The organism is Rhizobium sp. Leaf311 (genome assembly GCF_001423445.1).
In the GTDB taxonomy this organism is placed as follows: Bacteria; Pseudomonadota; Alphaproteobacteria; order Rhizobiales; family Rhizobiaceae; genus Agrobacterium.
Genome location: NZ_LMNZ01000022.1, coordinates 66,960 through 92,689 on the forward strand (window position 1 = coordinate 66,960; position 25,730 = coordinate 92,689).

Consider the following 25,730-nt stretch of genomic DNA (forward strand, 5'->3'; position numbering starts at 1 on the left):
CCGTGTGCCCGCACATAAGGCTCTTTCATGCAGCCATTGCCCGATTATAACCACAGCGTCGTAGAACAGCTCCAGGCATTGACCGCTTCTGGAGAGTTGAAGGCAGATGCTGCCCAGCTTGATGTCGCTCATAATCTCGACCGCATTCTAACCGACTTGAAGATCCGCAAGCCGGCGAGAAAGAAAAGCGCTCTCGGCTGGATGTTCGCAAAAAAGGCAGGGCCAGCCCCTTCGGTCAAAGGCCTCTATGTTCACGGTAGTGTCGGCCGTGGCAAGACGATGCTGATGGACATGTTCTTCAACATAGCCCCGGTGGAAAAGAAACGACGCTGCCATTTTCATGAATTCATGGCAGACGTCCATAATCGCGTCCACGCCCATCGCCAGAAGCTCAAGAATGGCGAAACCAAGCAGGCAGACCCCATTCCTCCCGTTGCGGCACAAATTCTGGAGGAGGCCGAGCTCCTCTGCTTCGATGAGTTTACGGTCACCGACATCGCTGACGCCATGATCCTGGCGCGTCTCTTCACTGAACTCTTTGCGCATGGATGCACGCTGGTGACGACGTCAAATGTCGTTCCGGACAATCTCTACAAGGACGGCCTCAATCGCGGGCTCTTTCTGCCTTTTGTCGATCTGCTGAAAGGCCACGTCCAGGTCGTCACGCTCGATAGTCCAACGGATTATCGGATGGAGAAGATCAGAAGTCTGCCCGTATATGTTACGCCGCTTGGCGATGCAGCGGATGCGGCCATGGAAAGAGCCTGGCAGCAACTGGTGAACGGGCAGGTCGTTGCATCGACAGAGATACAAATGAAGGGACGGTCGATCCACGTTCCACGTTCGGCCGGTCGCATCGCCCGGTTCTCGTTCTCCGACCTTTGCGAAAAGCCTCTCGGTGCTTCCGACTTCCTTGCGATCGCAGCTCGTTTCGACACTGTGTTCATCGATCACATCCCCCTTCTCGATGCGAATAAGCGCAACGAGACGAAACGTTTCATCATTCTCATCGATGCGCTCTATGACCACACGGTCCGCGTCATCGCATCGGCAGCAGCGATGCCGGAAGAGCTTCTGGTGACGCGTAAAGGTACCGAAGGTTTCGAATTCGACCGAACGGCGTCGCGACTTTTCGAAATGCGCAGTGCCGACTACCTCGCTCTCCACAACGAAAAACGTGAAGCAGCATGACAGAAACGTGTCTGAAATTCTTACGTTCACGTAAGAAATTTATCATCTAAACGATTGAAAATACTGAGCCTAAAAGAATCTGTTGCCAATTGGAGCCAATAAAGCTAAGTCGAGTGCGACAATTTAAAGCCGCCATACATTCGCGGCGAAATTGAATTGAAGCTCGAGAGGAAGCATTCGATGGCTCGCAAAAAGATTGCACTTATTGGTTCTGGCATGATCGGCGGTACGCTGGCGCATCTGGCCAGCCTGAAAGAACTGGGCGATATCGTCCTCTTCGACATCGCTGACGGCATCCCGCAGGGCAAGGGTCTGGATATTGCCCAGTCCGGCCCGGTCGAGGGCTTCAATGCAAAGCTCACCGGCGCATCCGACTACGCCGCGATCGAAGGCGCCGATGTCTGCATCGTGACCGCCGGTGTTGCCCGAAAGCCAGGCATGAGCCGCGACGATCTTCTCGGCATCAACCTCAAGGTCATGGAGCAGGTTGGCGCTGGCATCAAGAAATATGCCCCCAATGCTTTCGTGATCTGCATCACCAATCCGCTCGACGCCATGGTCTGGGCACTCCAGAAGTTCTCCGGCCTGCCGAAGAACAAGGTGGTCGGCATGGCTGGCGTTCTCGACAGCGCGCGCTTCCGCCTGTTCCTCTCGGAAGAGTTCAATGTTTCCGTTGAAGACGTGACCGCATTCGTTCTGGGCGGCCACGGCGACACGATGGTTCCGCTTGCCCGTTACTCCACGGTTGCCGGCGTGCCTTTGACCGACCTCGTCAAGATGGGCTGGCTCACTGCCGAGCGTCTGGAAGAAATCGTTCAGCGCACCCGTGATGGCGGTGCCGAAATCGTCGGTCTGCTCAAGACCGGTTCTGCCTATTACGCGCCTGCGGCTTCCGCAATCGAGATGGCTGAATCCTACCTCAAGGACAAGAAGCGCGTTCTGCCAGCTGCTGCCTATCTCTCCGGTCAGTACGGCGTCAACGACATGTATGTCGGCGTCCCAACGATCATCGGTGCCGGCGGCATTGAGCGCATCATCGAAATCGAACTCAACAAGGACGAGGAAGCTGCCTTCCAGAAGTCCGTCGGCGCCGTTGCGGGTCTTTGCGAAGCCTGCGTCAACATTGCTCCGTCGCTGAAGTAATTGCCGTTCAGGCTACAAACAGGGATTAATCCATGAATATTCATGAGTATCAGGCCAAGGCTCTCCTGAAGGGCTATGGTGCGCCGGTGGCCGAAGGGGTTGCTATCCTCAAGGTCGAAGAAGCCGAAGCGGCTGCAAAGCAGCTTCCCGGTCCGCTTTACGTGGTCAAGAGCCAGATCCATGCTGGCGGTCGCGGCAAGGGCAAGTTCAAGGAACTCGGCCCCGATGCAAAGGGCGGCGTTCGCCTGGCCAAGTCCATCGAGGAAGTCGTTTCCCACGCCAAGGATATGCTCGGCAACACGCTGGTCACAGCGCAGACGGGCGATGCCGGCAAGCAGGTCAACCGCCTTTACATCGAAGATGGTGCGGATATCGAGCGCGAACTCTATTGCTCGCTGCTGGTTGACCGTTCCGTTGGTCAGGTTGCATTCGTGGTTTCCACGGAAGGCGGCATGGACATCGAGGCCGTTGCGCATGACACGCCTGAAAAGATCCACACGATTGCGATCGAGCCGGAAGCTGGTGTGACGGCTGAGAATGTCGCTGCAATTTCGAAGGCACTCGAGCTTTCCAGCGCCGCTGCAGAAGACGCCAAGGCGCTCTTCCCTGCGCTCTACAAGGCCTTCGTCGAAAAGGACATGGCTCTTCTCGAAGTGAACCCGCTGATCGTCATGAAGGATGGTCACCTGCGCGTTCTCGACGCCAAGATGTCCTTCGACGGCAACGCGATCTTCCGCCATGACGACGTCAAGGCGCTGCGCGACGAGACCGAAGAAGATGCCAAGGAAATCGAAGCCTCCAAGTGGGACCTCGCCTATGTAGCGCTCGATGGCAACATCGGCTGCATGGTCAACGGTGCCGGTCTTGCCATGGCAACGATGGACATCATCAAGCTCTACGGCAAAGAGCCTGCAAACTTCTGCGACGTCGGCGGTGGCGCTGGCAAGGAAAAGGTTGCGGCTGCGTTCAAGATCATCACGGCTGACCCGAAGGTCGAGGGCATCCTCGTCAACATCTTCGGCGGCATCATGAAGTGCGACGTCATTGCTGAAGGCGTTATTGCCGCAGTGAAGGAAGTCGGCCTGAAGGTTCCTCTCGTCGTGCGCCTTGAAGGCACCAATGTCGAGCTGGGCAAGAAGCTTCTGAATGAATCGGGTCTTGCGATTACGGCTGCTGACGATCTGGACGATGCGGCCAAGAAGATCGTTGCGGCGATCAACGGCTAATTGAGGGACTGGAAATAATGTCTATTCTTGTAAACAAAGACACCAAGATCCTCGTTCAGGGTCTGACCGGCAAGACCGGTACCTTCCACACCGAACAGGCGCTTGCCTATTACGGCACGCAGATGGTCGGCGGTATTCACCCTTCCAAGGGTGGCACCAACTGGACTGGCTCCAAGGGCGAAACCCTGCCGATCTTCGCTTCCGTTGCTGAAGCCAAGGAAAAGACCGGCGCTGACGCATCGGTCATCTATGTTCCGCCAGCAGGCGCTGCAGATGCAATCATCGAAGCCATCGATGCGGAAATTCCGTTCATCACCTGCATCACCGAAGGCATTCCTGTCATGGACATGGTTCGCGTCAAGGCTCGCCTCGACCGCTCCAAGTCCCGCCTGCTTGGCCCTAACTGCCCGGGCATCATGACACCGGAAGAATGCAAGATCGGCATTATGCCGGGCTCCATCTTCCGCAAGGGCTCCGTCGGTATTGTCTCGCGCTCCGGCACGCTTACATATGAAGCTGTGTTCCAGACATCGAACGAAGGTCTCGGCCAGACAACGGCTGTCGGCATCGGCGGCGACCCGGTCAAGGGCACCGAGTTCATCGACGTGCTGGAAATGTTCCTCGCAGATGAAGCGACGACATCGATCATCATGATCGGCGAAATCGGCGGCGCTGCAGAAGAAGATGCGGCACAGTTCCTGATCGACGAAGCCAAGAAGGGCCGTAAGAAGCCAATGGCTGGCTTTATTGCCGGTCGTACGGCTCCAAAGGGCCGCACCATGGGCCACGCTGGCGCTGTCGTTTCCGGCGGCAAGGGCGATGCGGAATCGAAGATCGCAGCCATGGAAGCAGCTGGTATCAAGGTTTCGCCATCCCCGGCTCGCCTTGGCAAGACGCTGGTCGAAGTCCTTAAGGGCTGAGATAACAAAGATTTGGCAGCGGGCAGGTGTCGGAAACGGCAGCCTGCCCGAAGCCGCAAGAAAAGAGACTGACGCTGCATCGATTTAGACGCGGCGTGGACGAAAGCGGCAGGCCGGAAACGGTCATCAACGGGATTGAGGAGGCGGGCGAATACGTCCGCGAAAACACCATGGCAAGGCAAGACGCCAACGAGCAGTTTCAGATCACGTCGTTTCTAGACGGCGCGAATGCAGCCTATATCGAGCAGCTCTACGCCCGGTACGAGGAGGATCCGTCCTCCGTTTCTCCAGAGTGGCAGAGCTTTTTCAAAGGGCTTTCCGACAATCCCGACGACGTGAAGAAGGCCGCCAAGGGTGCTTCGTGGAAGCGCGCAAACTGGCCTATCGCGGCCAATGGCGACCTTATCTCGGCGCTTGACGGCAACTGGGCGACGGTTGAGAAGGCGATCGAGAAGAAGGTTCAGGCCAAGGCCGAAGCCAAGGGCGCAGAAACCGGCAAGGGCGTCAGCGAAGCCGAAGTCTTGCAGGCGACGCGCGACAGCGTGCGCGCCATCATGATGATCCGTGCCTACCGCATGCGCGGCCACCTGCATGCAAAGCTCGATCCGCTCGGCATTGCCAGCGCGGTTGAGGATTACAACGAATTGTCGCCGAAGTCCTACGGCTTCGAGGAAAGCGACTACGACCGCAAGATTTTCATCGATAACGTTCTGGGTCTCGAATACGCGACCGTTCGTGAGATGATCGAAATTCTCGAGCGGACCTATTGCTCGACGCTCGGCGTCGAATTCATGCATATTTCGAGCCCGGAAGAAAAGGGCTGGATCCAGGAACGCATCGAAGGCCCGGACAAGGGCGTTGCCTTCACCGCCGAAGGCAAGAAGGCGATCCTGTCCAAGCTGGTCGAAGCCGAAGGCTACGAGCAGTTCCTCGATGTGCGCTTCAAGGGCACAAAGCGTTTCGGCCTTGATGGCGGTGAATCGCTCATCCCCGCGCTGGAACAGATCATCAAGCGCGGCGGCCAGGACGGTCTGGAAGAAGTCGTTCTCGGCATGGCCCACCGTGGTCGCCTCAACGTTCTGACCAACGTCATGGGCAAGCCGCACCGCGCCGTTTTCCACGAGTTCAAGGGCGGTTCGTTCAAGCCTGACGATGTCGAAGGTTCCGGCGACGTGAAGTACCACCTCGGTGCGTCTTCCGACCGCGAATTCGATGGCAACAAGGTTCACCTGTCGCTGACGGCCAACCCTTCGCATCTTGAAATCGTCAACCCTGTCGTCATGGGCAAGGCCCGCGCCAAGCAGGACCAGCTTGCAAAGTCCTGGGACGGCGATACCATCCCATTGTCCGAGCGAGCCAAGGTTCTGCCACTGCTGCTGCATGGCGATGCTGCTTTTGCAGGTCAGGGCGTGGTTGCCGAAATCCTCGGTCTGTCCGGCCTTCGCGGTCACCGCGTTGCCGGTACCATGCACTTCATCATCAACAACCAGATCGGCTTTACGACGAATCCGGGCTTCTCGCGCTCGTCGCCTTACCCATCCGACGTTGCCAAGATGATCGAAGCGCCGATCTTCCACGTCAATGGTGATGACCCGGAAGCGGTTGTTTACGCGGCGAAAGTTGCGACCGAATACCGCATGAAGTTCCACAAGCCTGTCGTTATCGACATGTTCTGCTACCGCCGCTTTGGCCATAATGAAGGCGACGAGCCGTCCTTCACGCAGCCGAAGATGTACAAGGTCATTCGCGCACACAAGACTGTCGCGAATATCTATGCCGAGCGCCTGATTGCCGAAGGTCTGCTGACCGAAGGCGAATTCGAAAAGATGAAGGCCGACTGGCGCGCCAATCTGGAGCAGGAATTCGAAGCCGGTCAGAGCTACAAGCCGAACAAGGCCGACTGGCTCGACGGCCAGTGGTCCGGCCTGCGCGCTGCTGACAACGCAGATGAGCAGCGCCGTGGCAAGACCGGTGCTCCGATGAAGCAGTTGAAGGAAATCGGTCGCAAGCTGTCGACCATTCCGGAAGGTTTCAAGGCGCACAAGACCATTCAGCGCTTCATGGAAAACCGTGCCAACATGATCGAGACCGGTGAAGGTCTGGACTGGGCGATGGCTGAAGCACTTGCCTTCGGCTCGCTCGTGGTCGACGGTCACAAGATCCGTCTGTCCGGTCAGGATTGCGAACGCGGCACCTTCTCGCAGCGCCACTCGGTTCTTTACGATCAGGAGAGCGAAGAGCGTTACATTCCGCTGGCAAATCTTGCGCCAACGCAGGCTCGCTACGAAGTCATCAACTCCATGCTGTCAGAAGAAGCCGTTCTCGGTTTCGAATACGGCTACTCGCTGGCCCGTCCGAATGCGCTGACGCTTTGGGAAGCCCAGTTCGGTGACTTCGCCAACGGTGCGCAGGTCGTCTTCGACCAGTTCATCTCGTCTGGTGAACGCAAGTGGCTTCGCATGTCCGGTCTCGTCTGCCTTCTGCCGCATGGCTATGAAGGTCAGGGTCCGGAACACTCGTCTGCCCGTCTGGAACGCTGGTTGCAGATGTGCGCCGAAGACAACATGCAGGTCGCAAACGTGACCACGCCGTCGAACTACTTCCACATCCTGCGCCGTCAGGTGAAGCGCGACTTCCGCAAGCCGCTGATCCTGATGACGCCGAAGTCCCTGCTGCGCCACAAGCGCGCGACGTCTTCGCTGACCGAGCTGGCGGGCGAGTCCTCGTTCCACCGCCTGCTGTGGGACGATGCTGAGGTCATCAAGGACGGCCCAATCAAGCTGCAGAAGGATTCCAAGATCCGTCGCGTCGTACTGTGCACCGGCAAGGTCTATTACGACCTTCTGGAAGAGCGCGAAAAGCGCGGCATCGACGACATCTACCTGCTGCGCATCGAGCAACTCTATCCGTTCCCGGCCAAGGCGCTCATCAACGAGCTGTCGCGCTTCCGCAACGCCGAGATGGTCTGGTGCCAGGAGGAGCCGAAGAACATGGGTGCGTGGTCGTTCATCGACCCTTATCTGGAATGGGTTCTCGCCCATATCGATGCCAAGTACCAGAAGGTCCGTTACACGGGTCGTCCTGCTGCTGCATCGCCAGCAACGGGCCTGATGTCCAAGCACCTCGCGCAGCTCGCGGCATTCCTGGAAGACGCGCTGGGAGAGTGAAAACTCTCCCGCATGCACCCTTGCAAAACAGATTTTTGATGAAACGGAACTAGATCATGGCCACTGAAATCCGCGTACCAACCCTCGGCGAGTCCGTCAGCGAAGCGACTGTCGGCACCTGGTTCAAAAAAGTTGGCGATACCGTCAAGGCTGACGAGCCGCTGGTAGAGCTGGAAACCGACAAGGTTACCGTTGAAGTTCCAGCGCCAGCTTCCGGCGTCCTTACAGAAATCGTTGCGCAGAACGGTGAGACCGTTGGTCTCGACGCGCTGCTCGGCCAGATCGCTGAGGGTGCAGCCGGCGCTGCTCCATCTGCACCTGCTGCTGCACCGGCAAAGGCTCCTGAAGCCGCACCGGCTGCTGCTGCACCTGCCGCTGTTTCTTCTGCACCAAGCTCCATGCCACCAGCACCTGCTGCTGGAAAGCTGCTGGCTGAAAACAATCTGTCGGCCGATCAGGTTGACGGTTCCGGCAAGCGTGGCCAGGTTCTGAAGGGTGACGTTCTGGCGGCTGTCGCCAAGGGAACGTCTGCTCCTGCCGCAGCACCTGCTGCCGTTTCCGCGCCACGTCCGGCCTCTTCCGAGGGCGATGCTGTTCGCGAAGAGCGCGTGAAGATGACGCGCCTGCGCCAGACCATTGCGCGCCGCCTGAAGGACGCACAGAACACAGCAGCGATGCTGACCACTTATAATGAAGTGGACATGACTGCGGTCATGGAACTGCGCAATCGCTACAAGGACGTGTTCGAGAAGAAGCATGGCGTCAAGCTCGGCTTCATGGGCTTCTTCACCAAGGCCGTGACGCACGCGCTGAAGGAACTGCCAGCGGTTAACGCCGAGATCGATGGCAACGACATCATCTACAAGAACTATTGTCACGTCGGTATGGCTGTCGGCACGGATAAGGGCCTTGTCGTTCCTGTTATCCGTGATGCCGATCAGCGCTCCATCGCTGGCGTTGAAAAGGAACTGGGTCGTCTTGCCAAGGCAGCACGCGATGGTTCGCTGGGTATGGCAGACATGCAGGGCGGCACCTTCACCATCACCAATGGTGGTGTCTATGGTTCGCTGATGTCTTCGCCGATCCTGAATGCGCCTCAGTCCGGTATTCTGGGCATGCACAAGATCCAGGATCGTCCGGTTGCCATCGGCGGTCAGGTTGTCATCCGTCCGATGATGTATCTGGCGCTGTCCTACGATCACCGTATCGTTGATGGCAAGGAAGCCGTGACCTTCCTCGTTCGCGTCAAGGAAAGCCTGGAAGATCCAGAGCGTCTCGTTCTCGATCTCTGATCGAACTTGCTTTTTCGGTCAGCGGGGTTTCAAGTGAAATCCCGCTGAAATTGTCTCAGGAGCTTGCTCGTGCAACCCACTTTCCTTGCCGCATCACCGTTTCTACCCCTCATAGGGGTCAGTGTACTCATTCTGATGGTGCACATCGCGCTGCAGGCCATGACGGCGACGAAAGAGTTGGGGAGCAGCTGGAATGCCGGTCCGCGTGACGACGGCAAAAAACCGCAGGGCAAGCTTGCTGGCCGTGCAGAGCGCGCAGTCTCGAATTTTCTCGAAACCTACGTTGCCTTCATCGCTCTCGCCTTTGGGGTCATCATGGCGGGCGATCCTGCAGGGATTGCTTTGATTGGCGCATGGATCTGGGTCATCTGCCGCATTGTCTACATCCCGCTCTATCTGATGGGCATTCCCTATGTCCGGTCACTGGTCTGGATCGGTTCCATGATCGGGCTTCTCCTCATGCTCTTCGTCTTGATGTTCTAGGGGAAAGATCGATGCACCAGTATCTCATCGAGCTTGCATCCCTGATGGCGATTTTCTCGTTTGCCATCGTGTCTCCCGGGGCCGACCTCGCCATGGTCATGCGTCAGGCCATGGTGAATGGCCGCAGAGCGGCGATCATCACCAGTTTCGGTGTGGGAACATCCCTGATGTTCCACGTCACCTATACGATCCTTGGGCTCGGGCTGGTCATTTCTCAGTCCATTTATCTCTTCAACATCGTAAAGTGGCTTGGCGTCGCCTATCTAATCTATATCGGCATCAAGGCTTTGCGCGCTGGCAAGATGGATATCCCAGAGGTTGGTGCGGAAGACGTTTCCAGGCAGAAAAGACAATCGGGCCTCAAGGCCTTCACCCTTGGTTTTGCGGCCAATGCGCTCAATCCCAAGCCGGTGTTCTTCTTTCTGTCGATCTTCTCGACGGTGGTTCATGCGCATACGCCCGTTCCGATCAAGTTCGGCTACGGTTTCGTGATGGCAAGCTGCCTCATTCTCTGGTTTGTCGGTGTCAGCATGTTCATGACGACACCACGGATGCCCGCGGCTTTCGCCCGTGCCAGCCAGTGGATCGACCGCACGAGTGGCGTTGTGTTCATCGCCCTCGGAATCAAGCTTGCAACTGAAAAATCGGCCTGAATTTCAGGTCAAACGAAAGAAAGGACGGCGGTCGCCGTCCACAATCTATCAGGAACAAAGACATGGCATATGATGTAGTTGTGATCGGCACAGGCCCGGGCGGATATGTTTGCGCAGTCAAGGCAGCGCAGTTGGGGCTTAAGGTCGCTGTTGTCGAAAAGCGCGCGACCTATGGCGGCACCTGCCTCAACGTCGGCTGCATTCCCTCCAAGGCCCTGCTGCACGCGTCGGAAGTTTTTGCTCACGTGGCCCATGGCGTCGACAGCCTTGGCATCGAGGTTGCTGCTCCTAAGCTGAACCTCGAAAAGATGATGGCGCACAAGGACGGCGTCGTGAAGGCCAATGTCGACGGCGTATCCTTCCTGTTCAAGAAGAACAAGATCGATACATTCCAGGGCCTCGGCAAGGTCGTTTCCGCCGGCAAGGTCTCCGTGACCAATGATGCGGGCGAGGTTCAGGAAATCGAGACCAAGAAAATCGTCATCGCGACGGGTTCTGATGTCGCTGGCATTCCCGGCGTACAGGTCGAAATCGATGAGCAGGTTATCGTGTCCTCGACGGGCGGCATTGCCCTGTCGAAGGTTCCGGAAAAGATGATCGTCGTCGGTGGCGGCGTCATCGGTCTCGAACTCGGTTCCGTCTGGTCACGGCTTGGCGCGAAGGTCACCGTCGTCGAATATCTCGACAACATTCTTGGCGGCATGGACGGCGAATTGTCCAAGCAGGCCCAGCGCCTGTTTGCCAAGCAGGGCATGGACTTCAAGATGGGCGCCAAGGTTACCGCTGTTGAGAAGTCAGGCGATGGTGCCAAGGTGGTGTTTGAGCCGGTCAAGGGTGGTGCTGCTGAAACGCTGGAAGCCAATGTCGTGCTGATCTCGACCGGCCGCAAGCCATACACTGAAGGTCTCGGTCTGGCAGAGGCGGGCGTGGCACTGGACAGCCGCGGTCGCGTTGAAATCGATGGTCACTACAAGACGAATGTCGCAGGCATCTATGCCATCGGTGACGTGGTCAAGGGTCCGATGCTTGCGCATAAGGCCGAAGACGAAGGTGTGGCACTTGCGGAAATTCTTGCCGGTCAGCATGGCCACGTGAACTATGATGTCATCCCGGGCGTCGTCTATACCCAGCCGGAAGTCGCGTCGGTCGGCAAGACCGAAGAGGAATTGAAGGCCGCAGGCATCGCCTACAAGGTCGGCAAGTTCCCCTTCACGGCCAATGGCCGCGCCCGCGCCATGCAGGTTACCGATGGTTTCGTGAAGATCCTTGCTGACAAGGAAACGGATCGCGTTCTGGGTGGACACATCATCGGTTTCGGCGCTGGCGAACTGATCCAGGAAATTTCGGTCCTGATGGAGTTTGGCGGTTCGTCGGAAGATCTGGGCCGCACCTGCCACGCGCACCCGACCATGTCGGAGGCCGTCAAGGAAGCTGCCCTCGCAACCTTCTTCAAGCCGATCCACATGTAATCGGCCGGGCCGCGAGCGGCTCCATCATTATATTTTGGTAAGGCAAAAGCCGCAGCTTGATTGAAGCTGCGGCTTTTACCATGATGCCTGGACGCTTCTGAGGGGTTAAGGGCATGGCTGCAGTGTCACGAACTGGCTACACGTTTCCACAAAAGACGCTTCACTGGCTGATGGCGCTGCTGATCTTCTTAAATCTTCTGTTTGCGGATGGCATGGAGCACTGGAACAGGCTGGTCCGGCGGGGCGAACCCGTAACCGCTGCGGACATTTCCTCGGCGAATATCCATGCCTATGTCGGCATCGCCATTCTGCTGCTCTGTCTCGTGCGACTGATTTTACGCTTGGTTAAAGGTGTACCCGATGCGCCTGCAAACGAGCCGAAACTGGCAAAATTGGCAGCCAAAATTGCGCATTGGGCGTTCTACGCGCTTTTCGCCGTCATGCCGCTTGCTGGGATCGGCAAATACTACTTCGGCAACGAAGTGGCTGGCGATCTGCATGGCGGCCCGCTCAAACTACTCCTGTGGACGTTGATCGTCGTTCACATCGCGGCGGTGCTCGTCCACCAGCTCTACTGGCGGACGAACCTTATCAGGCGGATGACCTGAGCATCCATGCGCTTGGCCTTGACGATAGTCTTTAGCTGCGGATGGCGTGGAGGTACTGGAAGTGCCTGTCATATTGTAGCAGGACGTCCTGGATCAGCTCCTCCTTGGTGAAGCCCATCACGTCGTAGTCCTGCCCACCGTCCGACAGAAAGACTTCGGCGCGGTAGTAATGGTCGGCGGTCTTACGGTTCGACTGGCTTTCGAAGAAGCTGTAGCCAGGTGTTTCATAGCGGCGCATACGGATGCCATAGATGAATTCCTCCGCCTCGCCCGGTGTTACGACCAGCTTCAGCCTGTCCGCCTGATGATCGAACTTTGAGGTGAGCGCACGTTTCTCCAGCTCAAGCGCGACGGCCTCAAGGGCAGGCGTTGCGACGTCGTGGAGAAAACGCTCCGTTTCGGCCTTTCCGGGATGGTTCAAGATGCCCTGCAACTGACGCTGCCAGCTGGCCGACTGGCGTGGCCTCAGGCTTTGTACCAGTGCGTTCTGCCGCAAGCCCTCGCGCTGCAGTCCCTTCCAGAGGCCCCAGCACATCAGAAGCATGACAAAGGTGAAGGGCAGGGCACCGGCGATGGATGCGGTCTGCAAGGCATCCAAGCCGCCTGTCGACAGCAATATCGCTCCGATTATCCCAGAGACGATTGCCCAGAAGACACGGCGTGCCGTCGGGCCATCCTCGCGCCCGCCTGATGTCAGCGTATCGATGACCAGAGCAGAGGAGTCCGCGCCTGTGACGAAGAAGAACACGATCAATGCCATCGCAAACCACGACACATAGACGCCGAGCGGGAACTGCTCAAGAAACACGAACAGTGCAAGAGTTACGTCATTTGCCACGGCTTCTGAAACGGCAGTCGTCGCGCCCGTCAGATGCATGGAAAGCGCCGTGTCGCCGAAGACAGTCATCCAGGCGAAGCTGAAACCGGCGGGTACGAGCAACACGCCTGCAATGAATTCACGTATCGTCCGTCCACGCGAGATGCGGGCAATGAACATGCCGACGAAGGGCGACCAAGCGATCCACCAGCCCCAATAAAACAGCGTCCAGTCACCCAGCCAGTCACTCGGGCCCTTATCGGGGGCATAGGCGTACATGTAGAAAGTGCGCAGGACGAAGTGGTCCAGATAGGCTCCCAGATTCTGGACGAATGCGCGCAACAGGAAGGTTGTCGGTCCCATGACGAAGACGAACAGCATGAGGGCAACGGCCATCATCATGTTCAGATTGGACAGGAATTTGATGCCCTTATCGAGACCGGTTGCGACAGAGACGGTCGCCATGCCTGTAATGATGACGATCAGCGGCAACTGTATCCAGAAGCTAATTGGCCAGCCAAGCACGTGGTTGAAGCCTGCATTGACCTGCAGAACACCCAATCCGAGCGATGTCGCGACACCGAAGAGAGTACCGATAACGGCGAAGATATCGACGGCGTTGCCGATGGGACCGTAAATGCGATCACCGATCAGGGGGTAGAGCGCCGAGCGCATCGTTAGGGGCAGACCGTGACGGAATGAGAAATAGGCAAGTGACAGACCGATGACGGCATAGACGGCCCAGGCGTGGAGTCCCCAATGGAAATAGCTGATTTCCATGGCGGTGCGGGCGGCATCGATGGTGGCGGGGTCTCCCACCGGGGGTGCCGTGAAATGTTTGACCGGTTCCGCCACGCCAAAGAAGACAAGACCAATGCCCATGCCTGCCGCAAAGAGCATCGAGAACCATGCACCATAACTGTAATCCGGCTCGGAGTGATTCGGCCCCAGCTTGATCCTGCCGTGGCTGGAAAAGCCCAGGTAGAGCATGAAGATCAGAAAGACAGCCACTGACAAAAGGTAGATCCAGCCAAGCTCCGTCACGATCCAGGACTGCATGGCGCTGAAGACGGCGGCAGAACCCTGGGGCGCAATCACGCCAGCGATCACGAAGACCAGCGTCAGACCGACTGACCAGATGAAGACGGGCTTGTTGACCCCCTCTGTCAGACCCACACGCTTCGGTTCACTTGGTTCGTGTGCCATCTCTTTTCCCCTCGAAAACAGGTTTCCAGGCCGCTGTCGCAGCCTTGATGCGAGGAAATAATGAATTGCGCGCGATATGGTTGCACCAAAGGTGCCGATTTTGAACTTAAGAAAATGCTAAATTTACAGTGGCTTACCACTCGTTGACAGCGGTCAGCGTGAAGCCGCTTTTACGCAGGAGTTCGATGACCCCCACCTCGCCGGGAAGATGCAGGGCGCCGACCGCCATGAACACATTGCCTTTTTCGAGATGTGGTGTAGCGCCCTTGGCCATGACGTGATTGCGATCATCGATAACGCGCTGTTCGAATGCTGCATAGCCTTCATCCGAATTCTCGCTGGCATCGAGATGCTTCATCATGGGCATGATCATTCCGACCTGTCCATCCTGATAGAGATCGATCATCGTCGTCATCATGTCATCCATTCGCGCGCCAAGCCGAAGCATTTCGACCAATGACTGGACATGGAAGGACATTGGAAGTTCCGACAGGGCCGTAATCTGCTCAAGAAGCGTCTCGAGGCCCACGAGTTTCTTGCCCTGAGCGACGGCATCTTTTGCGAGCTTCATGTCCAGAAAGCTGGCACCGCTGGCTTTGCGGGCATATTCGCAGGCCGGGAGTGCGACGAAGCTGGACAGGATCCAGGGTTTCATCTTCGCAACGGCGGCGAGGGGAATGCCGCGCTCCTTCAGGCCACGTTCAAGTGTTGCTGCATCTTCTTTCGACAGCATGTCGGTCATGGATGTCCCGTCGAGAAACATCATGAGTTCGGGCTTTGCGAGAAGTGCCGCCGCAGCCTGCTTCTCATCGGTGATCTCATCGGATTCCACGATGACCGTCGTCGCTTTCGCGAAGGCTTCGGGCGCGCCCTGCGGCATTTCAAGCACGCGCGGGTCGGACAGATGCATTGTTCCCAGAAGCCATGACGGCTCGACCCCATCTTTTTCGATCTTCCAGAAGGTGCCTTGACCATTCGGTACCTTCGCAGCCTCTTCGACGATTGCGTCGTAGCCTGCCTTGTCCGACTGCTGCATGTCCACCAGCAGATTTTTCCCCGGGCAGGCTGTTTCCTGCGTAGCGGCATTCGCATCCGTGAGTGACAGAAGGGTCGCCAGCAGAACGGCAAGCGCCGCCAGGTGCATGGAGGCGAACAGCCACAACAGCGCATTTCCCATGCGGCCCATCAATAAGGATGTCAGGCTCTGAGGCTTGGAAATAACAATCATCGAATCACCCCCTGTCATTTGCGATTGCTTATAGGGCGGCGGATTTGCATGGACGGTTAACGCGTTTGGTTAGCAAACAGTAAACGCTTGCGTCTTTTTAATCCTGTTGGGTATGACACCCTTCGTTTCAGGCGCGAGGATGCGCCTTGTCGTAGATTTCAAGCAACCTGGCGGTGTCGACGCCGGTATAGATCTGCGTCGTCGACAGGCTGGAATGCCCCAGCAACTCCTGAATTGTGCGCAAGTCACCGCCGCCCGCCAGAAGATGCGTGGCAAAGGAATGGCGCAGTGCGTGCGGTGTCGCATTCTCCGGCAGGCCGAAGGCGCCCCGCATCTTCTGCATTTCACGCTGAATGATTGCCGGCTGTAGAGGCCCGCCACGCGCACCGAGGAAAAGCGGCTCGTCTTGTGCCAGATGGTACGGGCAAAGCTTGCGATAGGCCTCAACTGCTTCCAGCACGACGGGGAGCAGCGGCACGACGCGCATCTTGTTTCCCTTGCCGGTGACCCGAAGGCTTCGCGTCCCGGCGGTCAGGTCGGATGCCGTCAGACCGAGTGCTTCGGAAATGCGCAAACCGCAACCATACAGCAGCGCAAGCACCGCCGCATTGCGTGCGGCGATCCACGGTTCGTCTGAAAGCTGCCCCTCGGCAGTGGTGATTGTCAGCGCCTGCCGGTCGGTCAGCGGTTTGGGCAGGGACTTTGGCTGTTTGGGAGAGCGCATGGCCGTTGCGCCTGCCGCATTGACCAGCCCCTTTTTTTCCAGAAATCGAAGAAAGGAACGCAGGCCTGCGAGGTGCCGCCCAAGTGAACGCGCACCGGTTCCCTCCTTGCGCCGAAACGCCAGAAAAGCGCGCAGATCGACGGGCCGAAGCTTTCCGATATCGGTCAGGCGAGTGGAATGCCCGAGGTGACCTGTCATGAACATGAGGAATTGCCGCGTATCGCGCTCATAGGCCTCCACGGTGTTTCCGGCCAATCGCCGTTCACCCTCAAGCGAAGCCAACCATGATTGGCGCAGGGCAAGAAGCTCAGTATCGGCAAAGGTCAGAATGTCCTGCAAGTCGCTGTTTCCCGTCGTTTCATGCGACAATACGCTGCCGCCCTCAGCATTTGGTTAAACTTTTCATGATGTGCGGCCATGGCGCCTAGCTGAAGAGGCCTGACACGCCCAAAAATGATTCCGATCCCGGATGCGATGCGCTAAAGGTTCCCTTTCCTATCATTAGAGGGCATTGTCGCCTGCATCATGGCAAAAGATTCGACCGATCTGTTTGGCGCGCTGTTCGATCAACGCAAGCCTTCTCCGTCTGACCCTGTTTCGGCTGTTCCCGTGCTGGTGCCGTTGCCCGCGCCGGGGCCCTATAGCTATGCGGTGCCGGAAGGAATGATTGTCGAGCCCGGTTCCATCGTGCAGGTGCCGCTGGGTCCCAGACAGGTCATTGGCGTTGTCTGGGATGAGAGCGATGGTGCGCCTGTCGATCCCAAGAAATTGCGACCGATCACCAAAGCCTTCGACTGCCCGCCCATGCGCACGGAAATGCGCCGTTTCATCGATTGGGTCGCTGCCTATACCCTGTCAGCGCCGGGCCTGGTGGCGCGCATGGCCTTGCGCGCACCGGCTGCCTTTGATCCTGAACCGATGATCGAAGGCCTGCGCCTGACAGAGGCTCGCCCGGAACGGTCGACCCCGGCTCGCGCGCGCGCGCTGGAGCTTGCCGCTGAGGGGCACGCCTGGACCAAGAGCGGCCTTGCCAATGCGGCGGGCGTTTCCGCAAGCGTCATTGATGGCCTTGCGAAGCAGGGGGTGTTTGAAACCGTCTTCCTGCCAGCGCCGCCAGTCGTTGCGGAGCCTGATCCGGACTATACCGCACCCAGACTTGAAGGTCCGCAAAAGCAAGCTGCATCCGAAATCCTCGAAGACGTCGTAAAAGGCAGCTTCGCTGTCTCTCTTATTGATGGGGTGACGGGGTCTGGAAAAACCGAGGTCTATTTCGAGGCCGTCGCCGAAACCCTGCGGCAGGGAAAGCAGGTCCTTATCCTGTTGCCGGAAATTGCCCTGACGGCCTCGTTTCTTGAACGCTTTCAGGATCGCTTCGGCTCCAAGCCGGCAGAATGGCACTCGGACCTTTCACCGCGTATGCGCGAGAGGGTATGGCGTCAGGCGGTCACCGGAGAGGTTCGGGTTGTGGCTGGTGCGCGCTCCGCTCTGTTCCTGCCGTTCGACAATCTGGGCCTCATCATTGTCGATGAAGAACATGACCCTGCCTACAAGCAGGAAGACCGCGTCTATTACAATGCGCGCGACATGGCCGTGGTGCGCGCCCGTATAGCGGATTTCCCCGTGGTGCTGGTGTCAGCCACGCCATCCGTCGAAAGCCAGGTCAACGGCACGTCCGGCCGCTATAATACGATTCATCTGCACACGCGCTTCGGTGATGCGGCGATGCCGGATCTGCATCTTGTGGATATGCGTCGCCATCCGCCGGAGCGAGGTGGTTTCCTGTCGCCTGTGTTGCTGCGCGGCATTGCAAAAACACTGGAGAAGGGCGAGCAGTCGCTGCTGTTTCTGAACAGGCGCGGTTATGCACCGCTCACCCTGTGCAGGGTTTGCGGTCACCGCTTCCAGTGTCCGCAATGCTCAAGCTGGCTGGTGGAGCACCGTTTCCGCAGCCAGTTGCAGTGCCACCAGTGTGGCCACAGCCAGCCGACGCCCGACCATTGCCCGGAATGCGGAACTTTCGATCATCTGGCTGCTTGCGGCCCGGGCGTCGAGCGGATTGCCGAAGAGGTCGAGAAGCACTTCCCGGAGGCGCGGACAATCGTGCTGTCGTCCGATCTCATGGGCGTCAAGCGCTTGAGACTGGAACTGGAAGCAATTGTCAAAGGCGAGGCCGATATCGTGATCGGCACGCAGCTTGTTGCCAAAGGCCATAATTTTCCGCTGATGACCCTGGTCGGCATTGTCGATGCCGATATCGGTCTTGCAAATGGTGATCCACGTGCGGCGGAACGAACATTCCAGCTCCTGTCCCAGGTGACAGGTCGCGCTGGCCGCACGGGTCGCAAGAGCCACGGGCTGCTGCAGACTTACCAACCCCAGCATCCCGTTATGCAGGCCATCGTTTCGGGGGATGCGGCGGCATTTTACGAGCGCGAGGTGATCGAGAGAGAAAAGGCGCTGCTGCCACCCTTTGGCCGTCTAGCCTCAGTTATCGTTTCCGCAGATACCCGGGCCGAAGCTGAAGCCCATGCCCGCGGCTTGCGTGCATCGGCACCCCCTGCCTCCGGCATCATGCTGCTTGGACCGGCGGAAGCACCGCTTGCGTTGATCCGCGGACGCTACCGTTTTCGTTTGCTCGTTCACGGCAAGCGCAATTCCGACATGCAATCCTTCATGCGGGCCATGCTCGGTAACGGGCCGAAGGAGCGCGGATCGATCCACGTTCAGGTGGATATCGACCCACAAAGTTTTCTCTGAGCTTCTTTCGATGGCGCAGTCTTCGTGCCATAAGGCGGCCACGAGAATATTGATTTGAGGGACATCATGGAGTTCTATTTTCCGGTGGAGTTCGGCGAACAGCTCGCCTTTTTCGCCGCAGCCCTTTCCGCTGTCATCGGCCTTGTCATCATGTTTGCACCGGGGCTCATCTTCCGGTTGTTTGGCCTTCAGGTTACTGCAGAGCGCCGCGACGGCCTCGTCCTGCTTCGATCTTCCCTGGCAGCATTCTATCTCGGGTTTGGCGCAACGGCGATGCTGCTCGCCCAGCCCATGGTTTACCTCGCATTCGGGGCTTCATTCGCCCTTGCTGTCTTTGGTGCTGTCCTCTCAATCCTGTCGGACGGTGGAGCAACACTGCGAAATTGCCTACTCCTGGTTGTTCACGCCATTCTCGCGGCCTTGCCGCTCTGCTACGTATTCGGAATGGTCTGAGGCGGCGGTTTTGACATTTCTGCCGCAGTTATCGCTCCCAAGGGCATGATGTCGGAAAATTTAACGCCATCCCTCTTGCCCAAACGACACTTTCCGTTACTACGCGTGTTGCGAGTCCCGGCTTCCTATGCTAGACGGACCGCGAAATCGAGATAAGGCAGGGGGGAATTCCGGCCTTTTTCGGGGAAATTGAAACGATTTCAAGAATTTGGTGGAGCTGGTCCTCAGCTTGGCCTTCTTGGACGATTAGCAGGGAAAAAGTGCCCGTGGCAGATACCTCCCATGGAACATCCGGTGTAGCGGAAAGGTATGCGTCGTCGCTTTTCGAGCTTGCTCTGGAAGCGGGTGTGATTGAAGCGGTCGGTGCTGACCTCGATAAGTTTCAGGCTATGCTGGATGACAGCGATGACCTGAAGCGTCTGGTTGCGAGCCCGGTCTTTTCTTCGGAAGATCAGTCGAAGGCCATCTCAGCCATTTCTGCAAAGGCCGGTATCTCCGGTCTTGCGGCAAATTTTCTGAAGGTTGTCGCAGGCAATCGTCGTCTGTTTGCCGTTCCCGGCATGATCGTTGCTTATCGTGAAATCGCTGCCGCTCATCGCGGTGAGATTACTGCCGAAGTGACTTCGGCACATGCGCTGGATGAGGCGCAGGAAACTGAACTGAAGGCGGCGCTGAAGAGCGTGACTGGCAAGGATGTGAAGGTCGTATTGACCGTCGATCCATCCATTCTTGGCGGTCTCATCGTCAAGGTTGGCTCACGCCAGACCGATACGTCTCTTCGCACCAAACTTTCCACCCTTAAGCTTGCACTGAAAGAGGTTGGCTGATGGATATCCGCGCCGCGGAAATTTCCGCAATTCTAAAAGACCAGATCAAAAATTTCGGCAACGAGGCAGAAGTCTCGGAAGTCGGCCAGGTGCTTTCCGTCGGTGACGGTATCGCCCGCGTTTACGGCCTCGACAATGTTCAGGCTGGTGAAATGGTCGAATTCCCAGGCGGCATTCGCGGCATGGCACTCAACCTCGAAAACGACAACGTCGGTGTTGTTATTTTCGGTTCCGACCGTGACATCAAGGAAGGCGACACCGTCAAGCGGACTGGCGCTATCGTTGACGTTCCTGTCGGTCCAGAGCTTCTTGGCCGTGTTGTCGACGCTCTCGGCAACCCGATCGATGGCAAGGGCCCCATCAACGCCACGCGTCGTTCGCGCGTTGACGTAAAGGCTCCTGGCATCATTCCGCGCAAGTCGGTTCATGAGCCAATGTCGACAGGCCTCAAGGCTATCGACGCTCTTATCCCTGTCGGCCGTGGCCAGCGCGAGCTTGTCATTGGTGACCGTCAGACCGGCAAGACCGCCATCATTCTCGACACCATCCTCAACCAGAAGGCCATTCACGACAACGGCCCTGACAGCGAAAAGCTGTACTGCGTCTACGTGGCCATCGGTCAGAAGCGTTCGACGGTTGCGCAGTTCGTGAAGGTTCTGGAAGAGCGTGGCGCTCTGCAGTACTCCATCATCGTCGCTGCAACCGCGTCCGATCCTGCTCCTATGCAGTATCTGGCTCCGTTCGCCGGTTGCGCCATGGGTGAATACTTCCGTGACAACGGCCAGCACGCGCTGATCGGTTACGACGACCTTTCCAAGCAGGCTGTTGCCTACCGTCAGATGTCGCTCCTTCTGCGTCGTCCTCCGGGCCGCGAAGCCTACCCTGGTGACGTTTTCTACCTCCACTCCCGTCTTCTCGAGCGCGCTGCAAAGCTCTCCGACGAAAACGGCGCTGGCTCGCTGACGGCTCTGCCGGTCATCGAAACACAGGGTAACGACGTTTCCGCCTTCATTCCGACCAACGTGATCTCGATCACCGACGGCCAGATCTTCCTTGAAACCGACCTGTTCTACCAGGGTATCCGTCCGGCTGTTAACGTCGGTCTGTCGGTGTCTCGCGTTGGTTCTGCTGCGCAGATCAAGGCCATGAAGCAGGTTGCCGGTTCGATCAAGGGTGAGCTTGCCCAGTATCGCGAAATGGCAGCGTTTGCCCAGTTCGGTTCCGACCTCGATGCATCGACCCAGCGTTTGCTGAACCGTGGTGCGCGTCTGACCGAACTGCTCAAGCAGCCACAGTTCTCTCCGCTCAAGACGGAAGAACAGGTTGCCGTGATCTTCGCCGGTGTTAACGGTTACCTCGACAAGGTTGCTGTTGCCGATATCGGCAAGTTCGAGCAGGGTCTGCTGTCCTACCTCCGTTCGGAAGGCAAGGACATTCTCGACACCATCCGCACGGAAAAGGCTGTTAGCGATGACACCAAGAGCAAGCTGAAGACCGCTCTTGAAAACTTCGCCAAGTCTTTCTCCTGATTAGCCTCGTGACTGGGACGGATAACGGATGCCTTCACTAAAGGATCTGAAAAACCGCATTGCCTCCGTAAAGGCGACGCAGAAGATTACCAAGGCGATGAAAATGGTCGCCGCGGCGAAGCTTCGGCGCGCCCAGGAAGCTGCGGAGGCCGCCCGGCCTTACTCGCAGCGCATGGGCGCCGTTCTTGCCAACATCGCGCAGGCGGTTGAAGCAGACGTTGCTCCGGTTCTGATGACCGGTACGGGCAAGGACGACGTGCATCTGCTCGTCGTCTGCACCGCTGAGCGTGGTCTTTGCGGCGGTTTCAACAGCCAGATTTCCCGCTTTGCCCGTGATCGTGCCCGCAAGCTGATCTCAGAAGGCAAGACGGTCAAGATCATGACTGTCGGCAAGAAGGGCTACGACAGCCTTCGTCGCGAATTCGCATCCAATATCATCGAGCGCATCGAGTTGCGTGACGTGAAGCGGGTCGGGTTCGAGAATGCGGATGGCATTGCCAAGAAGATCATCGCGCGTTTCAACGCCGGTGAATTCGATGTTTGCACGTTGATCTATTCCGAATTCAAGTCGGTGATCAGCCAGGTGCCGACAGGCCTGCAGCTCATCCCTGCTGCTGCCCCTGCCGCTGACGCTGTGCAGCCGACTACGACGGCTATCTACGAATACGAGCCGGATGCGGCTTCCATTCTGGAAGACCTTATTCCGCGCAACATTTCGGTTCAGGTTTTCCGGGCTCTGCTCGAAAACGTTGCTGGCGAAATGGGTGCCAAGATGAGCGCGATGGACAATGCCACGCGCAACGCCGGTGAAATGATCCACAAGCTGACGCTTTCCTATAACCGTCAACGCCAGGCTCAGATCACCAAGGAACTGATTGAAATCATTTCGGGCGCGGAAGCGCTCTGAGGTTAAGGAAAGAGGGTAAGGATAATGGCTAAGGCAGCTACCCCCAAGAAAACCGCAGCGATCACTGGCGCGACCGGCAAGGTTACGCAGGTTATCGGCGCTGTTGTCGACGTGGCGTTCGAAGGCGACCTGCCTGCGATCCTCAACGCGGTCGAAACTGACAACATGGGCAACCGTCTGGTTCTCGAAGTTGCGCAGCATCTCGGCGAAAACGTTGTTCGCACGATCGCCATGGACTCGACCGAAGGTCTGGTTCGCGGTCAGGCCGTTCGCGACACGGGCGCTCCGATCACCGTTCCAGTCGGTCCAGAGACACTCGGCCGTATCATGAACGTCATCGGCGAGCCAGTTGACGAAGCAGGCCCGCTGGTCACTTCCGGTCGCCGCGCCATTCACCAGGAAGCTCCTTCCTACGTGGACCAGTCCACCGAAGGCCAGATTCTGGTTACGGGCATCAAGGTCGTCGACCTCTTGGCACCTTATGCAAAGGGTGGCAAGATCGGCCTCTTCGGCGGCGCCGGCGTTGGCAAGACCGTTCTGATCATGGAATTGATCAACAACGTCGCCAAGGCGCATGGTGGTTACTCGGTGTTTGCTGGCGTGGGTGAACGTACCCGCGAAGGTAACGACCTCTATCACGAAATGATCGAATCCGGCGTGAACAAGCACGGCGGCGGCGAAGGTTCCAAGGCTGCACTCGTGTACGGCCAGATGAATGAGCCACCAGGCGCGCGTGCCCGCGTTGCTCTGACAGGTCTGACCATCGCTGAAGACTTCCGCGACAAGGGCCAGGACGTTCTCTTCTTCGTGGACAACATCTTCCGCTTCACGCAGGCTGGTTCCGAAGTGTCGGCTCTTCTCGGCCGTATTCCTTCTGCCGTGGGTTATCAGCCAACGCTGGCAACCGACATGGGCCAGATGCAGGAACGCATCACGACGACAACTAAGGGCTCGATCACATCGGTTCAGGCAATCTACGTGCCCGCCGACGACTTGACCGACCCGGCGCCTGCAACATCCTTTGCCCACCTAGATGCAACGACCGTTCTGTCGCGTTCGATTGCTGAAAAGGGCATCTATCCGGCTGTTGACCCGCTCGACTCCACGTCCCGTATGCTCGACCCGATGATCGTTGGCGAAGAGCACTACGAAGTGGCTCGTAAGGTTCAGTCGACGCTGCAGCGCTACAAGGCTCTCCAGGACATCATCGCCATCCTCGGCATGGACGAACTGTCTGAAGAAGACCGTCTGGCTGTTGCGCGCGCTCGTAAGATCGAACGCTTCCTGTCCCAGCCATTCTTCGTTGCCGAAGTCTTCACCGGTTCGCCAGGCAAGCTGGTTGCTCTCGAAGACACGATCAAGGGGTTCAAGGGCCTCGTCAATGGCGAGTACGACCATCTGCCGGAAGCGGCATTCTACATGGTTGGCTCCATGGAAGAAGCGATCGAAAAAGCCAAGAAGATGGCTGCAGAAGTCGCCTGATACTATGAAAGAAGGCGCGTGGTTTGACACGCGCCTTTGCCCGTCGCGCAACAAAAAAGAAGTGAAAAGCCATGGCTGACAGTTTCAAATTCGAACTTGTTTCCCCAGAGCGTCTGCTTGTTTCCGAAACGGTTACTGAAGTTGTCATTCCTGCCACGCTTGGTGAAATGACCGTGCTGCCAAACCACGCACCGGTTATGACGACAATCAAGCCTGGTATCGTGACCGTAAAGCTGGCTTCCGGCGAGTCCCACAAATATGTGGTTTTCGGTGGCTTCGCAGATATCTTGCCCACAGGTTGCACGCTGCTTGCCGAATCTGCCACGCCCGCCGACGAACTGAGCGCCGATGACCTGCAGAAGCGTATCGATGCCGCCCGTTCAGAGATTGACGAAGGCAGCCACCATCACGAACATCTGACAAAGCTTGAAAAGCATCTCTATGAATTGACGAACCTGCACGAGGTTCTTGTCGCTGCTTGAAAGCACCGGGCGGGTTCGTAAGAACGACTGCCCAAAAAGCGGAACCTTCAAGCGGCCCAACGGGCCGCTTTTTCTTTTGGGCTGCACTTAATCGCGCATGGTCGCGCTACGCTGGTATAGTATGTCTCTTCAGAGATAGCCAAAGAAGCCGAAAGCGTTGACCGAGATCGGCGCAATCGCGTTTCAGGCATTCATTCAGTATTTCCAATAGGTCCGTCCATGCCCGCAACTTCCCCGTACCGCTCCGTCAAACGCATATCCCGCCGTGATGGCGTCGTGAGCGAGGGCCTTCGGGATTCTCCTGAAGAAGTCGCCGTTGCTTTCTCATATGGCGGCACCACACATGCCGTTATGATGGCGACACCTGCGGATCTGGAAGATTTTGCGGTTGGCTTCAGCCTCACCGAGGGGATCATATCGAGCGTTTCGCAGATTGATGCTGTGGACGTGCTGGAGACCGAGCAGGGTTTCGACGTCCAGGTGTCGCTATTCGATGAGCAGGCTGACGCCTTGCGCTCACGCAGGCGTCACATGGCGGGCCCCGTTGGGTGTGGCCTATGCGGCATTGAATCGATCGAGCAGGCATTGCGGCCCATTCCGGATGTGTCGCATTGCGATCTCAAGGTTTCCGCTGATGATCTCGTGGCTGCCATGGATGCGCTCCATGAAGCCCAACCCATTTTCCGGCAAACCCGTGCGGTGCACGGTTGCGGCTTCTATATTCCCGGAGAGGGACTTCAAGCCGCGCGCGAGGATGTCGGGCGGCACAATGCGTTGGACAAGCTGGCAGGGGCGGTTCTGCGCAGCGGTGGTAGCGGCAGCGCAGGCGTGGTGGTCGTGACGAGCCGCATCTCAGTCGAGATGGTCCAGAAGGCCGCGATTCTCGGTAGCAGTATGTTGGCGGCGGTGTCAGCTCCAACCGCCCTGGCGATCGAAACCGCCGAACGTGCCGGCATGACACTCGTCGCCCTGGTCAGGGGTGATGACATGGAGATATTCACGCGTTCCGACAGGGTTCTTGTTGACTGAGGTAAGATATCGGCAAGCACGGCATCAGCATTCCTTTTGCTTTCTGATGCAGTTTTGCTATTCCTCAACTCCGTAACGCGCGCGGCTGGCCCTGAGCGCGAAACCGGCGTCTCCACGCAAAAATCTGACGGTCCGCT

Annotated in this window: 21 protein-coding genes; 18 read left to right on the plus strand and 3 right to left on the minus strand. The window is 57.8% G+C overall.

Annotation, left to right across the window (positions count from 1 at the left end):
* Positions 1 to 27: 27 nt before the first annotated feature.
* The 10 genes from zapE to ASF69_RS21030 all read left to right on the plus strand — a co-directional run bounded on the left by zapE (position 28) and on the right by ASF69_RS21030 (position 12,152).
* On the plus strand, positions 28 to 1,191 hold the full coding sequence (gene zapE / locus ASF69_RS20985) for a cell division protein ZapE (protein WP_062590317.1): 1,164 nt from the start codon (positions 28 to 30) through the stop codon (positions 1,189 to 1,191).
* A gap of 180 nt (positions 1,192 to 1,371) precedes the next feature.
* Entirely contained in the window at positions 1,372 to 2,334 is a 963-nt protein-coding gene (gene mdh / locus ASF69_RS20990) for a malate dehydrogenase (protein ID WP_062590318.1), read from the plus strand.
* A 32-nt stretch (positions 2,335 to 2,366) separates the two neighbouring features.
* Positions 2,367 to 3,560: an ADP-forming succinate--CoA ligase subunit beta gene (gene sucC, locus ASF69_RS20995; RefSeq protein WP_062590319.1), complete on the plus strand. Its 1,194-nt coding sequence runs from the start codon at positions 2,367 to 2,369 to the stop codon at positions 3,558 to 3,560.
* 17 nt (positions 3,561 to 3,577) lie between these two features.
* A complete protein-coding gene (gene sucD, locus ASF69_RS21000; protein WP_062590320.1) occupies positions 3,578 to 4,480 on the plus strand; it encodes a succinate--CoA ligase subunit alpha in 903 nt (300 codons plus the stop codon).
* Between the two features lie 170 nt (positions 4,481 to 4,650).
* On the plus strand, positions 4,651 to 7,647 hold the full coding sequence (locus ASF69_RS21005; RefSeq protein WP_062590448.1) for a 2-oxoglutarate dehydrogenase E1 component: 2,997 nt from the start codon (positions 4,651 to 4,653) through the stop codon (positions 7,645 to 7,647).
* 56 nt (positions 7,648 to 7,703) lie between these two features.
* Complete coding sequence (gene odhB, locus ASF69_RS21010) at positions 7,704 to 8,939, plus strand: 2-oxoglutarate dehydrogenase complex dihydrolipoyllysine-residue succinyltransferase (RefSeq protein WP_042620061.1); 1,236 nt, start codon at positions 7,704 to 7,706, stop codon at positions 8,937 to 8,939.
* 69 nt (positions 8,940 to 9,008) lie between these two features.
* Positions 9,009 to 9,422, plus strand: a complete 414-nt coding sequence (locus ASF69_RS21015) for an MAPEG family protein (protein ID WP_062590450.1) — start codon at positions 9,009 to 9,011, stop codon at positions 9,420 to 9,422.
* 11 nt (positions 9,423 to 9,433) lie between these two features.
* Positions 9,434 to 10,075: a LysE family translocator gene (locus ASF69_RS21020; RefSeq protein ID WP_062590322.1), complete on the plus strand. Its 642-nt coding sequence runs from the start codon at positions 9,434 to 9,436 to the stop codon at positions 10,073 to 10,075.
* Positions 10,076 to 10,137: 62 nt separating this feature from the next.
* Entirely contained in the window at positions 10,138 to 11,544 is a 1,407-nt protein-coding gene (gene lpdA, locus ASF69_RS21025) for a dihydrolipoyl dehydrogenase (RefSeq protein WP_062590323.1), read from the plus strand.
* A 113-nt stretch (positions 11,545 to 11,657) separates the two neighbouring features.
* Positions 11,658 to 12,152, plus strand: a complete 495-nt coding sequence (locus tag ASF69_RS21030; protein WP_062590324.1) for a cytochrome b/b6 domain-containing protein — start codon at positions 11,658 to 11,660, stop codon at positions 12,150 to 12,152.
* A 31-nt stretch (positions 12,153 to 12,183) separates the two neighbouring features.
* Here ASF69_RS21030 and ASF69_RS21035 read toward each other — a convergent pair whose 3' ends face one another.
* The 3 genes from ASF69_RS21035 to ASF69_RS21045 all read right to left on the minus strand — a co-directional run bounded on the left by ASF69_RS21035 (position 12,184) and on the right by ASF69_RS21045 (position 16,466).
* Positions 12,184 to 14,175 (minus strand): BCCT family transporter, encoded by a 1,992-nt coding sequence (locus ASF69_RS21035; protein WP_062590325.1) that lies wholly within the window; start codon positions 14,173 to 14,175, stop codon positions 12,184 to 12,186.
* Between the two features lie 133 nt (positions 14,176 to 14,308).
* Positions 14,309 to 15,403: a TraB/GumN family protein gene (locus ASF69_RS21040; RefSeq protein WP_062590326.1), complete on the minus strand. Its 1,095-nt coding sequence runs from the start codon at positions 15,401 to 15,403 to the stop codon at positions 14,309 to 14,311.
* A gap of 127 nt (positions 15,404 to 15,530) precedes the next feature.
* Positions 15,531 to 16,466 (minus strand): tyrosine recombinase XerC, encoded by a 936-nt coding sequence (locus tag ASF69_RS21045; protein WP_062590452.1) that lies wholly within the window; start codon positions 16,464 to 16,466, stop codon positions 15,531 to 15,533.
* A 186-nt stretch (positions 16,467 to 16,652) separates the two neighbouring features.
* On the opposite strand from ASF69_RS21045, the gene ASF69_RS21050 reads away from it, so the two are divergent.
* The 8 genes from ASF69_RS21050 (at position 16,653) to fdhD (ending at position 25,593) form a co-directional block, all read left to right on the plus strand.
* Entirely contained in the window at positions 16,653 to 18,884 is a 2,232-nt protein-coding gene (locus ASF69_RS21050) for a primosomal protein N' (protein ID WP_062590327.1), read from the plus strand.
* Positions 18,885 to 18,950: 66 nt separating this feature from the next.
* Positions 18,951 to 19,337, plus strand: a complete 387-nt coding sequence (locus ASF69_RS21055) for a hypothetical protein (RefSeq protein WP_062590329.1) — start codon at positions 18,951 to 18,953, stop codon at positions 19,335 to 19,337.
* Positions 19,338 to 19,597: 260 nt separating this feature from the next.
* The gene (locus ASF69_RS21060; protein WP_200939120.1) at positions 19,598 to 20,164 is read left to right on the plus strand and encodes a F0F1 ATP synthase subunit delta; all 567 of its coding nucleotides are present in this window, start codon (positions 19,598 to 19,600) and stop codon (positions 20,162 to 20,164) included.
* Complete coding sequence (gene atpA, locus ASF69_RS21065) at positions 20,164 to 21,693, plus strand: F0F1 ATP synthase subunit alpha (protein WP_062590333.1); 1,530 nt, start codon at positions 20,164 to 20,166, stop codon at positions 21,691 to 21,693. The genes ASF69_RS21060 and atpA overlap by 1 nt, the downstream gene beginning before the upstream one ends.
* 28 nt (positions 21,694 to 21,721) lie before the next feature.
* Positions 21,722 to 22,600 (plus strand): F0F1 ATP synthase subunit gamma, encoded by an 879-nt coding sequence (locus ASF69_RS21070; RefSeq protein ID WP_062590335.1) that lies wholly within the window; start codon positions 21,722 to 21,724, stop codon positions 22,598 to 22,600.
* Between the two features lie 24 nt (positions 22,601 to 22,624).
* A complete protein-coding gene (gene atpD, locus ASF69_RS21075) occupies positions 22,625 to 24,082 on the plus strand; it encodes a F0F1 ATP synthase subunit beta (RefSeq protein ID WP_062590336.1) in 1,458 nt (485 codons plus the stop codon).
* Positions 24,083 to 24,153: 71 nt separating this feature from the next.
* Complete coding sequence (locus tag ASF69_RS21080; protein WP_062590338.1) at positions 24,154 to 24,564, plus strand: F0F1 ATP synthase subunit epsilon; 411 nt, start codon at positions 24,154 to 24,156, stop codon at positions 24,562 to 24,564.
* 219 nt (positions 24,565 to 24,783) lie between these two features.
* Positions 24,784 to 25,593 carry a formate dehydrogenase accessory sulfurtransferase FdhD gene (fdhD, locus tag ASF69_RS21085; RefSeq protein ID WP_062590343.1) on the plus strand — a complete coding sequence of 270 codons (810 nt, stop codon included), beginning with the start codon at positions 24,784 to 24,786 and terminating at the stop codon, positions 25,591 to 25,593.
* Positions 25,594 to 25,730 lie beyond the last annotated feature (137 nt).